10 protein-coding genes are annotated in these 13,177 nt (G+C 51.4%); 8 read left to right on the top strand and 2 right to left on the bottom strand.

From position 1 onward, the window contains the following. Positions 1–18 precede the first annotated feature (18 nt). Complete coding sequence (yfbR, locus tag OGY01_RS02835) at positions 19–618, bottom strand: 5'-deoxynucleotidase (RefSeq protein ID WP_045445585.1); 600 nt, start codon at positions 616–618, stop codon at positions 19–21. Positions 619–702: 84 nt separating this feature from the next. Beyond that, entirely contained in the window at positions 703–1,920 is a 1,218-nt protein-coding gene (alaA, locus tag OGY01_RS02840) for an alanine transaminase AlaA (protein WP_003028082.1), read from the bottom strand. Positions 1,921–2,846: 926 nt separating this feature from the next. On the opposite strand from alaA, the gene lrhA reads away from it, so the two are divergent. From lrhA to nuoH, 8 genes are all read left to right on the top strand, one after another. Beyond that, the gene (gene lrhA / locus OGY01_RS02845; RefSeq protein ID WP_045445582.1) at positions 2,847–3,785 is read left to right on the top strand and encodes a transcriptional regulator LrhA; all 939 of its coding nucleotides are present in this window, start codon (positions 2,847–2,849) and stop codon (positions 3,783–3,785) included. Between the two features lie 626 nt (positions 3,786–4,411). After that, a complete protein-coding gene (gene nuoA / locus OGY01_RS02850; RefSeq protein ID WP_003028077.1) occupies positions 4,412–4,855 on the top strand; it encodes an NADH-quinone oxidoreductase subunit NuoA in 444 nt (147 codons plus the stop codon). A gap of 15 nt (positions 4,856–4,870) precedes the next feature. Next, positions 4,871–5,533, top strand: coding sequence for an NADH-quinone oxidoreductase subunit NuoB (nuoB, locus tag OGY01_RS02855; protein ID WP_003028075.1), 663 nt, complete (start codon positions 4,871–4,873; stop codon positions 5,531–5,533). A gap of 85 nt (positions 5,534–5,618) precedes the next feature. Beyond that, the gene (nuoC, locus tag OGY01_RS02860; RefSeq protein WP_286492353.1) at positions 5,619–7,421 is read left to right on the top strand and encodes an NADH-quinone oxidoreductase subunit C/D; all 1,803 of its coding nucleotides are present in this window, start codon (positions 5,619–5,621) and stop codon (positions 7,419–7,421) included. 2 nt (positions 7,422–7,423) lie between these two features. Further along, complete coding sequence (gene nuoE, locus OGY01_RS02865; protein ID WP_003028069.1) at positions 7,424–7,924, top strand: NADH-quinone oxidoreductase subunit NuoE; 501 nt, start codon at positions 7,424–7,426, stop codon at positions 7,922–7,924. Further along, a complete protein-coding gene (nuoF, locus tag OGY01_RS02870; protein ID WP_003839356.1) occupies positions 7,921–9,258 on the top strand; it encodes an NADH-quinone oxidoreductase subunit NuoF in 1,338 nt (445 codons plus the stop codon). The genes nuoE and nuoF overlap by 4 nt, the downstream gene beginning before the upstream one ends. Positions 9,259–9,462: 204 nt before the next feature. Continuing rightward, positions 9,463–12,189, top strand: coding sequence for an NADH-quinone oxidoreductase subunit NuoG (nuoG, locus tag OGY01_RS02875; RefSeq protein ID WP_045449731.1), 2,727 nt, complete (start codon positions 9,463–9,465; stop codon positions 12,187–12,189). Continuing rightward, on the top strand, positions 12,186–13,163 hold the full coding sequence (nuoH, locus tag OGY01_RS02880; protein WP_003028063.1) for an NADH-quinone oxidoreductase subunit NuoH: 978 nt from the start codon (positions 12,186–12,188) through the stop codon (positions 13,161–13,163). Before nuoG ends, nuoH begins: the two co-directional genes overlap by 4 nt. The last annotated feature ends 14 nt before the right edge of the window (positions 13,164–13,177 follow it).

Below are 13,177 nucleotides of genomic sequence, written 5' to 3' on the forward strand. Positions count from 1 at the left end.
GCTATCTGGCAACGCGTCTTATAGCGGAGAATCCTGACTAATCTCGTCAAGAGATAAGTGGAAACTTGGCACGAACATATCCATAAAATAATCCATCTCTTCGCTACGACGTGACTCCAGTGTTTTTTCCAGTCGTGTTTTCGCCAGCAAAAATTCGTTGTTACCGGCCGAGAGTTCCTCCAGACACTTCAGATAAGCGCAAAGGGCATCGGCCTGTTTAACAATAGATTTCTCTTCATCGCTGTAAGCGTGTTCATCAATTAATGGCGCAAAAATATCACGCAGCTCATCTGGGACCATATCGACCAGCTTCTGCTGGGCAATTTTCTCAATGGCTTTATATTCCTGAGCGATTTGCGAGTTGAAATATTTAACCGGGGTAGGGAGATCACCGGTCAGCACTTCGGAAGCATCGTGGTACATCGCCAGCAGGGCAATGCGTTCGGCATTAACCTGACCACCAAATTTACGATTCTTGATAGCGGCCAGCGCATGAGCAACCATCGCAACCTGCAGGCTATGCTCAGACACATTTTCGGTGCGCACGTTGCGCATCAATGGCCAGCGATTAATGAGCTTCAGACGGGAGAGGTGGGCAAAAAAATGGCTCTGCTTCATAACGACCCTTACTCAGTGACTTCAGTAAAGGTATTGTGCGCAGAGAGTGCCGCCGGATGCAAATCCCGGCGGCGCTCAACGTTATTACAATTGACGATAGCCTGACAGGAAACGTTCGAATTTACTCAGCGACATTTCGATATCGTCAATACGCGGCAGCGTTACGATACGGAAGTGGTCCGGCCACGGCCAGTTGAATGCGGTTCCCTGTACCAGCAGGACTTTTTCCTGGAGCAGGAAATCGAGCACCATCTTCTGGTCGTCATGAATATTGAACCGCTTCGCATCAATTTTTGGGAACATATACAGTGCGCCGCGCGGTTTGACGCAGGAGACGCCGGGAATATCGTTCAGCAATTCCCAGGCACGATTGCGCTGTTCATACAGGCGTCCGCCCGGCATGATGAATTCGCTAATGCTTTGGTAGCCTCCCAGTGCGGTCTGGATGGCATGCTGTGCAGGAACGTTGGCGCACAAACGCATAGATGCCAGCATTTCAAGACCTTCGATATACCCTTTGGCATGTTTCTTCGGTCCATTCAGCACCATCCAGCCCTGGCGGAAACCAGCAACACGGTAGGTTTTTGACAGGCCGTTAAAGGTGATGGTCAGCAGGTCCGGAGCCATTGCGGCGATCGAATGGTGCTCGGCGTCATCATAGAGGATCTTGTCGTAAATTTCGTCGGCAAAGATAATAAGATTGTTCTGGCGCGCAATCTCAACAATCTCCATCAGCAGTTCTTTGGAATAAACGGCACCGGTGGGGTTGTTCGGGTTGATGATGACGATCCCACGCGTGCGTGGGGTGATTTTGGCGCGAATATCATCCAGATCCGGGAACCAGTCTGAAGACTCATCGCACAGGTAATGCACGGCGTTACCGCCGGAGAGCGATACCGCAGCTGTCCACAGCGGATAATCGGGCGCAGGTACCAGCATTTCGTCCCCACTGTTCAACAACGCCTGCATCGCCTGGACTATCAACTCGGAAACGCCGTTACCAATATAGATGTCTTCGACGGTAACATCGCGCATTCCACGAGCCTGGTAATGTTGCATGATCGCTTTACGGGCGGAATAAAGGCCTTTGGAGTCGCAATATCCCTGCGCTGTTGGTAAATTGCGGATCACATCAACCAGAATCTCATCTGGCGCTTCAAATCCGAATGGCGCGGGGTTGCCGATATTCAGTTTTAGAACTTTATTGCCTTCTTCTTCCAGGCGCTTTGCTTCCTTCAGAACCGGGCCACGAATGTCATAACAGACATTTTCTAATTTGCTGGATTTTTCAATGGGGGACATGAATCTTGACCTTTTTAGCTGTGAATGCCACTCCCTGCCGTGGAAGTCAGCACAGAACAATGTACTCCCACGACGGTGAGTTTTGAAGGGTCTTTAGTAGAAGATTTCGATCCGGCATGAAGTTATAATTCACTGTTAACGACTAATTAATATATTAATTATAGTGCTTAATTCTATTAATAATGTATTTAATGGGTTTTTATTTTGTAGTTATCCTTTGGTGGTGGTGATTTGTCTGGTTAAAAATAGTTAGATGGGCCAGGCGGTCTGCAATCGTCTCATCACTCAAATGGCGTAATTCGAAAATACTGAGTCCTGATGCTGTCCGACTGTTATCGGTATGATCCGCCAACGGCAGGGTGTGAATCTATTGTTAAGTATAATTAATGAATAGTGTCAGTCTTAATTAATTATTATTTAATATTTAAACAGCATTTATTGAATGCGTTAATAATAGTAAAAGCGCAAGTTCAAGATAACACCATTTTGCTTCGAATTATTCACGATAACACTTATAAATATAGTGGTTTTAGGTTAAGATAAGTCTCATGAAATGGTGTGCGGTACGTGTTTTGCGATAATTCTCATGTTGGTTGATTGTTTCTAACATACTGAAAATTTGGCTTTTAATGTGTAAATTAATGTTTGCTAACTATTTTCAATATTTACAAAATTTACATGTTTCCCCATTAGTCAGAATCATTCAAAAGCTAAAAAATTGACTGTTTCTCGTTACTATATTCCGATTAGAGTCCCGGATATTATAAAGCGCAGAAAGAGAATTGTTTCGTTTGTACACCAAATACATCCTTATTTTCACTTGGTTACACTAAGTGAAACTGCGAGGGAAGCACATTACAAATGGAATTGTTTGTTTCTGAATGCACAGCATTAACCCGGTATGACCCGCGAGTAAGTGAAAAATTATGATAAATGCAAATCGTCCGATAATTAACCTCGACCTCGATCTGCTGAGAACCTTCGTTGCTGTTGCCGACCTGAATACCTTCGCGGCTGCGGCTGCTGCGGTATGTCGCACACAGTCTGCGGTGAGTCAGCAAATGCAACGCCTTGAACAACTAGTGGGGAAAGAGTTGTTCGCGCGCCATGGTCGCAACAAACTGCTGACTGAACATGGTATTCAGCTTTTGGGTTACGCCAGAAAAATACTGCGTTTTAATGATGAGGCCTGCTCATCATTAATGTTTAACAATCTTCAGGGAGTGTTAACTATCGGCGCTTCCGATGAATCGGCCGATACAATACTGCCTTTCCTGCTCAATCGAATAAGCTCGGTATATCCGAAGCTTGCTCTTGATGTGAGAGTGAAGCGTAACGCTTACATGGTGGATATGTTGAAGTCGCAGGAAGTGGATCTGGTGGTCACCACCAACCGTCCAGGTGATTTTGAGTGCCTGAATCTGCGCACCTCACCGACACACTGGTATTGCGCGGCTGAGTATATCCTGCAAAAAGGCGAACCAGTTCCTCTGGTTCTGCTCGACGATCCTAGTCCGTTTCGGGATATCGTACTGGAGACACTGAATGCCGCACAGATCCCGTGGCGTCTGGCCTATGTAGCATCAACATTACCAGCGGTTCGTGCTGCGGTGAAAGCGGGACTGGGCGTCACTGCTCGTCCGGTAGAAATGATGAGTCCGGACCTGCGCGTTCTCGGGGCTGTGGACGGGCTACCGCCGTTACCTGAAACGGAATACCTGTTGTGCTGCGATCCCACCACGAAAAATGAATTGGCTCAGGTTATCTTTAAGTCGATGCAGACATATCAAAACCCCTGGCAATACAACCAGTTTACTCCCGAAGGGGGAGATGATTCGCTGATCGTTGAAGGTGACTTTGAGTAATGTGTCACAAATAATCGTTATAAAATGTAAGTGTAAAAAAGAGCCGCTAATGGTGAAAAAACATCCAGCGGCTCTTTTTTTATACAAATAATGGCGCTTGATACCATTTTGTATACTAAAACTTAACAAAATCAGCCGGTAAAAAACTTGCCTTAAAATTGAATGAAAAACAAACAACAGGAGTGTCATCTGTTTCTATGTTAAAAAACTAGAGAAATTGTTGCTGTTTTTTATGGTGAATTAACAAAAGCGTGTCACAGATCAAGAAAATACTCCCATTTAGGGGGAGGCATCTGAGTGAAATCCTGTCAAAATAGAGCAGTATTATCTTTTTTACTTCACTACGGACACGATTCAACAACATTGAAAATGACTAATGAAACGATCGAAATTAGTCTAAATAGCACTTTATGTTAATGAAATTGGATTGGTGTAAAATAATGTGAGGGAACTTTTGTTAAAGTTGACAAAAGGTTATAGAAAGGAGTAAAAAACCCCATCAATTGGCTGTTTAAATGATTTTCTACAGTGATTGTAAGGTTTTTTTTATTCCTCCCCATGAATCGATGTGGCGTTCATCTGCCGAAAAGAGCAGAGAATTTGGCGCTACTTTTGATGAGTAAGCAATGAGTATGTCAACATCCACTGAAATCATCGCTCATCACTGGGCATTCGCTATCTTTCTTATTGTTGCCATTGGCCTGTGCTGCCTGATGCTTGTTGGCGGCTGGTTTTTAGGTGGTCGCGCGCGCGCGAGATCTAAAAACGTGCCGTTTGAATCAGGTATCGACTCGGTCGGCACCGCCCGCCTGCGCCTGTCTGCCAAGTTTTATCTGGTAGCCATGTTCTTCGTTATCTTCGACGTTGAAGCGCTGTATCTGTTCGCATGGTCAACTTCTATCCGTGAAAGCGGCTGGATTGGCTTTGTGGAAGCTGCAATTTTTATTTTTGTGTTACTGGCAGGTCTGGTTTATCTGGTGCGTATTGGCGCGCTGGACTGGACGCCCGCGCGTTCACGCCGCGAGCGTATGAACCCGGAAACGAACAGTATCGCTAATCGTCAACGCTAACCGCGAGGCATTAAGATGGATTATACGCTCACCCGCATAGATCCTAACGGTGAGAACGACCGTTACCCCCTGCAAAAACAGGAGATCGTAACCGACCCCCTGGAGCAAGAAGTTAACAAAAACGTGTTCATGGGCAAACTGCATGACATGGTTAACTGGGGCCGTAAAAACTCAATTTGGCCATACAACTTTGGCCTTTCCTGCTGCTACGTTGAGATGGTGACCTCGTTTACCGCCGTGCATGATGTGGCCCGCTTTGGTGCGGAAGTACTGCGTGCTTCTCCGCGTCAGGCTGACCTGATGGTTGTGGCCGGAACTTGCTTTACCAAAATGGCCCCGGTTATTCAGCGCCTCTACGATCAGATGCTGGAACCAAAATGGGTTATTTCCATGGGCGCATGCGCTAACTCCGGCGGTATGTACGATATCTACTCTGTCGTGCAGGGCGTTGATAAATTTATTCCGGTAGATGTGTACATCCCGGGATGTCCGCCGCGCCCGGAAGCGTATATGCAGGCGCTAATGCTGCTGCAAGACTCCATTGGCAAAGAACGCCGTCCGCTCTCTTGGGTGGTTGGCGATCAGGGCGTTTATCGCGCCAATATGCAGTCAGAGCGCGAGCGTAAGCGCGGCGAACGTATTGCTGTAACGAATCTTCGTACACCAGACGAGATTTAATATGCGCCTGTCGGCAGCAGCACTTCCTTCGCTTATTACTACATAAATAGCGCGAAGCACTGCCGACCACCACGGACCATTTGCAATGGTGAACAATATGACCGACTTAACCGCGCAAGAACCTGCATGGCAGACACGGGATCATCTCGATGACCCGGTCATTGGCGAACTGCGCAACCGTTTTGGGCCGGATGCCTTTACCGTTCAGGCGACTCGCACCGGGGTACCCGTTGTTTGGGTCAAGCGTGAACAATTACTGGAAGTTGGCGATTTCTTAAAGAGACTGCCGAAACCTTACGTCATGCTGTTTGACTTACACGGCATGGACGAACGTCTGCGTACGCACCGCGAAGGGTTACCTGCCGCGGATTTTTCCGTTTTCTATCACCTGATCTCCATTGAACGCAATCGCGATATCATGCTCAAGGTGGCATTGTCTGAAAACGATCTACGCGTACCGACTTTCACCAAACTGTTCCCGAACGCTAACTGGTATGAGCGCGAAACCTGGGAAATGTTTGGCATCGATATCGAAGGCCACCCGCACCTGACGCGCCTGCTGATGCCTCATACCTGGCAGGGACATCCGCTGCGTAAAGATTACCCGGCGCGTGCCACTGAATTCGATCCGTTTGAGCTGACCAAAGCCAAGCAGGATCTGGAAATGGAATCACTGACCTTCAAACCTGAAGAGTGGGGCATGAAGCGTAGTACCGAAAATGAGGACTTTATGTTCCTCAACCTCGGTCCTAACCACCCGTCTTCTCACGGTGCATTCCGTATTGTTCTGCAGCTTGATGGCGAAGAAATTGTCGACTGTGTGCCTGACATCGGTTACCACCATCGTGGTGCTGAAAAGATGGGTGAACGTCAGTCCTGGCACAGCTACATTCCGTACACTGACCGTATCGAATATCTCGGCGGCTGTGTCAACGAAATGCCTTATGTGCTGGCGGTAGAAAAACTGGCGGGCATTACCGTACCGGATCGTGTCAACGTGATTCGCGTAATGCTTTCCGAACTGTTCCGTATCAATAGCCACCTGTTGTATATCTCGACGTTTATTCAGGACGTCGGCGCAATGACTCCGGTATTCTTCGCCTTTACCGACCGTCAAAAAATCTATGACGTGGTGGAAGCGATCACGGGTTTCCGTATGCACCCGGCCTGGTTCCGTATTGGCGGTGTTGCGCACGATCTGCCGCGCGGTTGGGACAAACTGCTGCGTGATTTCCTGGACTGGATGCCGAAGCGTCTGGATTCTTACGAGAAAGCGGCGCTGCGTAACACCATCCTGAAAGGTCGTTCGCAGGGCGTTGCCGCTTACGGCAAGAAAGAAGCGCTGGACTGGGGTTGTACCGGTGCCGCGTTGCGTGCGACAGGTGTTGATTTCGACGTGCGTAAATCACGTCCGTACTCTGGCTACGAAAACTTTGACTTTGAAGTGCCGGTTGGTGGTGGTGTATCCGACTGCTATACCCGCGTAATGCTGAAAGTTGAAGAACTGCGTCAGAGTCTGCGCATCCTTGAGCAGTGCCTCAACAACATGCCGGAAGGCCCGTTCAAAGCGGATCACCCGCTGACCACGCCGCCACCGAAAGAGCGCACGCTTCAACATATCGAAACCCTGATCACCCACTTCCTGCAAGTATCGTGGGGTCCGGTCATGCCGGCGAACGAGTCCTTCCAGATGGTTGAAGCGACCAAGGGTATCAACAGTTACTACCTGACCAGCGATGGCAGCACCATGAGTTACCGTACTCGTATCCGTACGCCGAGCTTTGCGCATCTGCAGCAGATTCCGGTAGCGGTACGTGGCAGCCTGGTGTCCGACCTGATCGTCCATCTGGGTAGTATCGATTTTGTTATGTCAGATGTGGACCGCTAATTATGCACGAGAATCAACAACCACAAACCGAGGCTTTTGAGCTGAGTGCGGCTGAGCGTGAAGCGATTGAGCACGAGAAGCACCACTACGAAGACCCGCGTGCGGCGTCCATTGAAGCGCTGAAAATTGTTCAGAAGCAGCGTGGCTGGGTGCCGGATGGGGCGATCTATGCGATCGCTGACGTGCTGGGTATCCCGGCAAGCGACGTTGAAGGTGTTGCGACATTCTACAGCCAGATCTTCCGCCAGCCAGTTGGCCGCCATGTGATCCGCTATTGCGACAGCGTGGTGTGCCATATCAACGGCTATCAGGGGATCCAGGCCGCGCTTGAGAAAAAACTCAACATCAAGCCGGGGCAGACGACCTTTGACGGTCGCTTTACGCTGCTGCCAACCTGTTGCCTGGGGAACTGCGATAAAGGGCCAAACATGATGATCGATGAGGACACTCACGCTCACTTGACCCCGGAAGGCATCCCCGAACTGCTGGAGCGGTATAAATGAAAGACATTATCCGTACTCCCGAAACACATCCGCTGACCTGGCGTCTGCGTGATGACAAACAGCCAGTATGGCTGGACGAATACCGTAGCAAAAACGGCTACGAAGGTGCGCGTAAAGCCCTGACCGGGCTGTCACCGGATGAAATCGTCAACCAGGTAAAAGACGCTGGCCTGAAAGGGCGCGGCGGCGCGGGCTTTTCCACTGGGCTGAAGTGGAGCCTGATGCCGAAAGACGAATCCATGAACATCCGTTACCTGCTGTGTAACGCGGATGAAATGGAGCCGGGTACCTATAAAGACCGTTTGTTGATGGAACAACTGCCGCACCTGTTGGTGGAAGGTATGTTGATCTCTGCGTTTGCGCTGAAAGCGTACCGTGGTTACATCTTCCTGCGCGGTGAATATATTGAAGCGGCTGTGCATCTGCGCCGTGCGATTGCCGAAGCAACCGAAGCGGGTCTGCTTGGCAAGAACATCATGGGCACCGGTTTCGACTTCGAACTGTTCGTGCACACCGGGGCAGGGCGTTACATCTGTGGTGAAGAAACCGCACTGATTAACTCCCTCGAAGGTCGCCGTGCTAATCCGCGCTCGAAGCCGCCGTTCCCGGCAAGCTCTGGCGCATGGGGTAAGCCGACCTGCGTTAACAACGTCGAAACCTTATGTAACGTGCCGGCAATTCTCGCCAACGGCGTGGAGTGGTACCAGAACATTTCGAAGAGCAAAGACGCTGGCACCAAGCTGATGGGGTTCTCCGGTCGCGTGAAAAACCCGGGATTGTGGGAACTGCCCTTCGGCACCACCGCGCGAGAAATCCTTGAAGACTACGCTGGCGGCATGCGTGATGGCCTGAAGTTTAAAGCCTGGCAGCCGGGCGGCGCGGGAACCGACTTCCTGACCGAAGCACACCTTGACCTGCCGATGGAATTCGAAAGTATCGGTAAAGCGGGGAGTCGTCTGGGTACCGCGCTGGCAATGGCTGTCGATCACGAGATTGGCATGGTACCGCTGGTGCGTAACCTGGAAGAGTTCTTTGCCCGTGAATCCTGCGGCTGGTGTACGCCGTGTCGTGACGGTCTGCCGTGGAGTGTGAAAATTCTGCGTGCGCTGGAGCGTGGTGAAGGCCAGCCTGGGGATATCGAGACACTTGAGCAACTGTGTCGTTTCCTCGGTCCGGGTAAAACCTTCTGTGCACACGCACCGGGTGCGGTCGAACCGCTGCAGAGCGCCATTAAATATTTCCGCGAAGAATTCGAAGCTGGCATCAAGCAGACCTTCAGCAATACCCATGCAATTGGTGGTATTCAGCCGAACCTGCTTAAAGAGCGCTGGTAATAGCGGTATTGGCGTTTTGCGATACCTGAGAAAAAATTTCGATTAATGCCTAAAAAATAACCGAGACCTTCGCGCTGTGGCAAGGCAGCAACAGAGCGAGTCCCAGGAGTTTAGTGAACTAAATGACTGGGGGAGCGATGGCAGCCAATACAGCCAGAGTGTGAAGGATGAAGGTTATTTAGGCCAACTGGAAGCATGCTGACTATGGCTACGATTCATGTAGACGGCAAAGAATATGAGGTCAACGGAGCGGACAACCTGCTGGAAGCTTGTCTGTCTCTCGGCCTTGATATTCCGTACTTTTGCTGGCACCCGGCGCTGGGAAGCGTCGGTGCTTGCCGCCAGTGTGCGGTGAAGCAATACCAAAACGCGGAAGACACGCGTGGTCGCCTGGTGATGTCTTGTATGACACCGGCCACCGAAGGCACCTTTATTTCTATTGACGACGAAGAAGCGAAACAGTTCCGTGAGAGCGTGGTGGAATGGTTGATGACTAACCACCCACATGACTGTCCGGTCTGCGAAGAGGGGGGGAACTGCCACCTTCAGGATATGACCGTAATGACAGGTCATAGCTTCCGTCGCTACCGCTTCACTAAGCGTACTCACCGCAACCAGGATCTGGGGCCATTCATCTCTCACGAAATGAACCGCTGCATTGCCTGCTACCGCTGCGTACGCTACTACAAAGATTATGCAGATGGCGCGGATCTGGGCGTATATGGCGCACATGACAACGTCTACTTCGGTCGCCCGGAAGACGGTACGCTTGAAAGCGAATTCTCCGGCAACCTGGTAGAGATCTGCCCGACCGGCGTATTCACTGATAAAACGCACTCCGAGCGTTATAACCGTAAATGGGACATGCAGTTTGCGCCAAGCATCTGCCAGCAATGCTCCATTGGCTGTAACACCAGCCCGGGTGAGCGCTACGGGGAACTGCGTAGAATCGAAAACCGCTACAACGGTACCGTTAACCACTACTTCCTCTGCGACCGTGGTCGTTTTGGCTATGGTTACGTGAACCTGAAAGACCGTCCGCGTCAGCCGGTACAGCGTCGCGGCGATGATCTGATTACCCTTAATGCCGAGCAGGCGATGCAGGGCGCGGCAGATATTCTGCGTCAGTCGAAGAAAGTCATCGGCATCGGTTCCCCACGAGCCAGCGTCGAGAGCAACTTCGCGCTGCGTGAACTGGTGGGTGCGGAAAACTTTTATACCGGTATTGCTCAGGGCGAACTGGAACGTCTGCAACTGGCACTGAGCGTGCTGCGTGACGGTGGTATTCATACGCCTGCACTGCGCGATATCGAATCGTATGATGCGGTACTGGTACTGGGCGAAGATGTTACCCAGACCGGCGCGCGTGTTGCGCTGGCGGTTCGTCAGGCTGTGAAAGGCAAAGCCCGTGAGATGGCTGCGGCGCAAAAAGTCGCTGACTGGCAGATTGCGGCAATCCTTAATATCGGTCAGCGAGCCAAGCATCCGCTGTTCGTGACCAACGTTGACAGCACTCGTCTGGATGATATCGCAGCATGGACTTACCGTGCGCCGGTTGAAGATCAGGCGCGGTTAGGTTTTGCTATCGCTCATGCGTTGGACAACAACGCGCCAGCGGTTGAGGGCATCGACCGTGACCTGCAGAACAAAATCGACGTCATCGTTCAGGCTCTGGCTGGTGCTAAGAAACCGCTGATTATCTCCGGTACTAACGCCGGTAGCGCAGAAGTGATTCAGGCGGCGGCTAACGTGGCGAAAGCGCTGAAAGGTCGCGGCGCTGACGTAGGCATTACCATGATTGCTCGCTCAGTGAACAGTATGGGTCTGGGCATGATTGGCGGCGGATCTCTTGAGGATGCGCTGACTGAGCTGGAAACCGGTCGTGCTGACGCGGTGGTGGTGCTGGAAAACGACCTGCATCGTCATGCCAGTGCGACTCGCGTTAATGCCGCACTGGCGAAAGCGCCTCTGGTGATGGTTGTTGACCATCAACGTACGGCGATCATGGAAAATGCTCACCTGGTGCTTTCTGCCGCAAGCTTTGCTGAGAGCGATGGTACGGTCATCAACAACGAAGGTCGCGCACAGCGCTTCTTCCAGGTGTATGACCCGTCCTACTACGACAGCAAAACGATTATGCTGGAGAGCTGGCGTTGGCTGCATTCGTTGCACAGCACTGTGCAAAACCGCGAAGTGGACTGGACGCAACTCGATCACGTTATTGACGCTGCCGTTGCCGCATTGCCGCAGCTGGCAGGCATTAAAGATGCTGCGCCGGACGCGAGCTTCCGCATCCGTGGACAGAAACTGGCACGTGAGCCGCACCGTTACAGCGGTCGTACCGCAATGCGCGCCAACATCAGCGTACACGAACCGCGTCAGCCGCAGGATAAAGACACCATGTTCGCTTTCTCAATGGAAGGGAACAACCAGCCGGATGCGCCGCGTTCACAGATTCCGTTTGCCTGGGCTCCAGGCTGGAACTCCCCGCAAGCGTGGAACAAGTTCCAGGATGAAGTGGGCGGTAAACTGCGTCATGGCGATCCGGGTGTGCGTCTGATTGAAGCGTCAGAAGGCGGTCTGGACTACTTCACTACCGTTCCTGCGAGCTTCCAGGCGCAGGATGGTCAGTGGCGTATTGCACCTTACTATCATCTGTTTGGCAGCGACGAAATGTCCCAGCGCGCACCGGTCTTCCAGACGCGCATGCCGCAGCCGTACATCAAACTCAACCCGGCGGATGCCGCGAAGTTGGGCGTAAATGTCGGTACGCGAGTTTCCTTTAGCTACGATGGCAATACGGTGACACTGCCGGTTGAAATCTCTGAAGGATTATCGGCAGGGCAGGTTGGTTTGCCGATGGGTATGCCTGGCATCGCACCGGTACTGGCAGGCGCGCGTCTTGAGGATCTGCAGGAGGCACAACAATGAGTTGGATTACACCCGATCTGATTGAGATCCTGCTGAGCATTCTCAAAGCGGTAGTGATCCTGCTGGTGGTGGTCACCTGCGGGGCATTCATGAGCTTTGGTGAACGTCGTCTGCTGGGTCTGTTCCAGAATCGTTACGGACCGAACCGTGTTGGCTGGGGCGGTTCGCTCCAGCTGGTCGCGGACATGATCAAAATGTTCTTTAAAGAAGACTGGATCCCGAAATTCTCGGATCGCGTCATCTTTACTCTGGCACCGATGATCGCCTTCACCTCTCTGTTGCTGGCTTTTGCAATTGTGCCAGTCAGCCCGAACTGGGTGGTTGCTGATCTGAACATCGGGATCCTGTTCTTCCTGATGATGGCGGGTCTGGCCGTTTACGCGGTACTGTTCGCCGGTTGGTCAAGCAACAACAAATACTCGCTGCTGGGTGCGATGCGTGCTTCTGCGCAGACGCTCAGTTACGAAGTGTTTCTCGGACTTTCCCTGATGGGCGTGGTGGCGCAAGCCGGTTCATTCAATATGACCGACATCGTCAATAACCAGGCTGATATCTGGAACGTTATTCCGCAGTTCTTTGGTTTTGTCACCTTTGCCATCGCGGGTGTGGCGGTGTGTCACCGTCATCCGTTTGACCAGCCGGAAGCCGAGCAGGAACTGGCCGATGGTTACCACATTGAATACTCCGGTATGAAATTCGGTCTGTTCTTTGTGGGTGAGTACATTGGTATCGTCACCATTTCTGCGCTGATGGTTACCTTGTTCTTCGGTGGCTGGCATGGCCCGTTCTTACCGCCATTCGTCTGGTTCGCGCTGAAAACCGCGTTCTTCATGATGATGTTCATTTTGATTCGTGCGTCGTTACCGCGTCCTCGTTATGACCAGGTAATGTCCTTCGGCTGGAAAGTCTGCCTGCCGCTGACGCTCGTCAACTTGCTGGTAACGGCGGCTGTCATTCTCTGGCAGGCGCAATAAGGGACACAAAGACC

Source organism: Citrobacter sp. Cm038 (genome assembly GCF_030333105.1).
GTDB classification, from domain to species: Bacteria; Pseudomonadota; Gammaproteobacteria; order Enterobacterales; family Enterobacteriaceae; genus Citrobacter; species Citrobacter murliniae.

What these genes read in the sequence shown, in the direction of transcription:
- nuoF (WP_003839356.1), top strand. Translation starts at nt 7,921, where the DNA reads ATGAAAGACATTATCCGTACTCCCGAAACACATCCGCTGACCTGGCGT.
- lrhA (WP_045445582.1), top strand. Translation starts at nt 2,847, where the DNA reads ATGATAAATGCAAATCGTCCGATAATTAACCTCGACCTCGATCTGCTG.
- nuoE (WP_003028069.1), top strand. Translation starts at nt 7,424, where the DNA reads ATGCACGAGAATCAACAACCACAAACCGAGGCTTTTGAGCTGAGTGCG.
- nuoH (WP_003028063.1), top strand. Translation starts at nt 12,186, where the DNA reads ATGAGTTGGATTACACCCGATCTGATTGAGATCCTGCTGAGCATTCTC.
- nuoC (WP_286492353.1), top strand. Translation starts at nt 5,619, where the DNA reads ATGGTGAACAATATGACCGACTTAACCGCGCAAGAACCTGCATGGCAG.
- nuoG (WP_045449731.1), top strand. Translation starts at nt 9,463, where the DNA reads ATGGCTACGATTCATGTAGACGGCAAAGAATATGAGGTCAACGGAGCG.
- yfbR (WP_045445585.1), bottom strand. Translation starts at nt 618, where the DNA reads ATGAAGCAGAGCCATTTTTTTGCCCACCTCTCCCGTCTGAAGCTCATT.
- nuoA (WP_003028077.1), top strand. Translation starts at nt 4,412, where the DNA reads ATGAGTATGTCAACATCCACTGAAATCATCGCTCATCACTGGGCATTC.
- alaA (WP_003028082.1), bottom strand. Translation starts at nt 1,920, where the DNA reads ATGTCCCCCATTGAAAAATCCAGCAAATTAGAAAATGTCTGTTATGAC.
- nuoB (WP_003028075.1), top strand. Translation starts at nt 4,871, where the DNA reads ATGGATTATACGCTCACCCGCATAGATCCTAACGGTGAGAACGACCGT.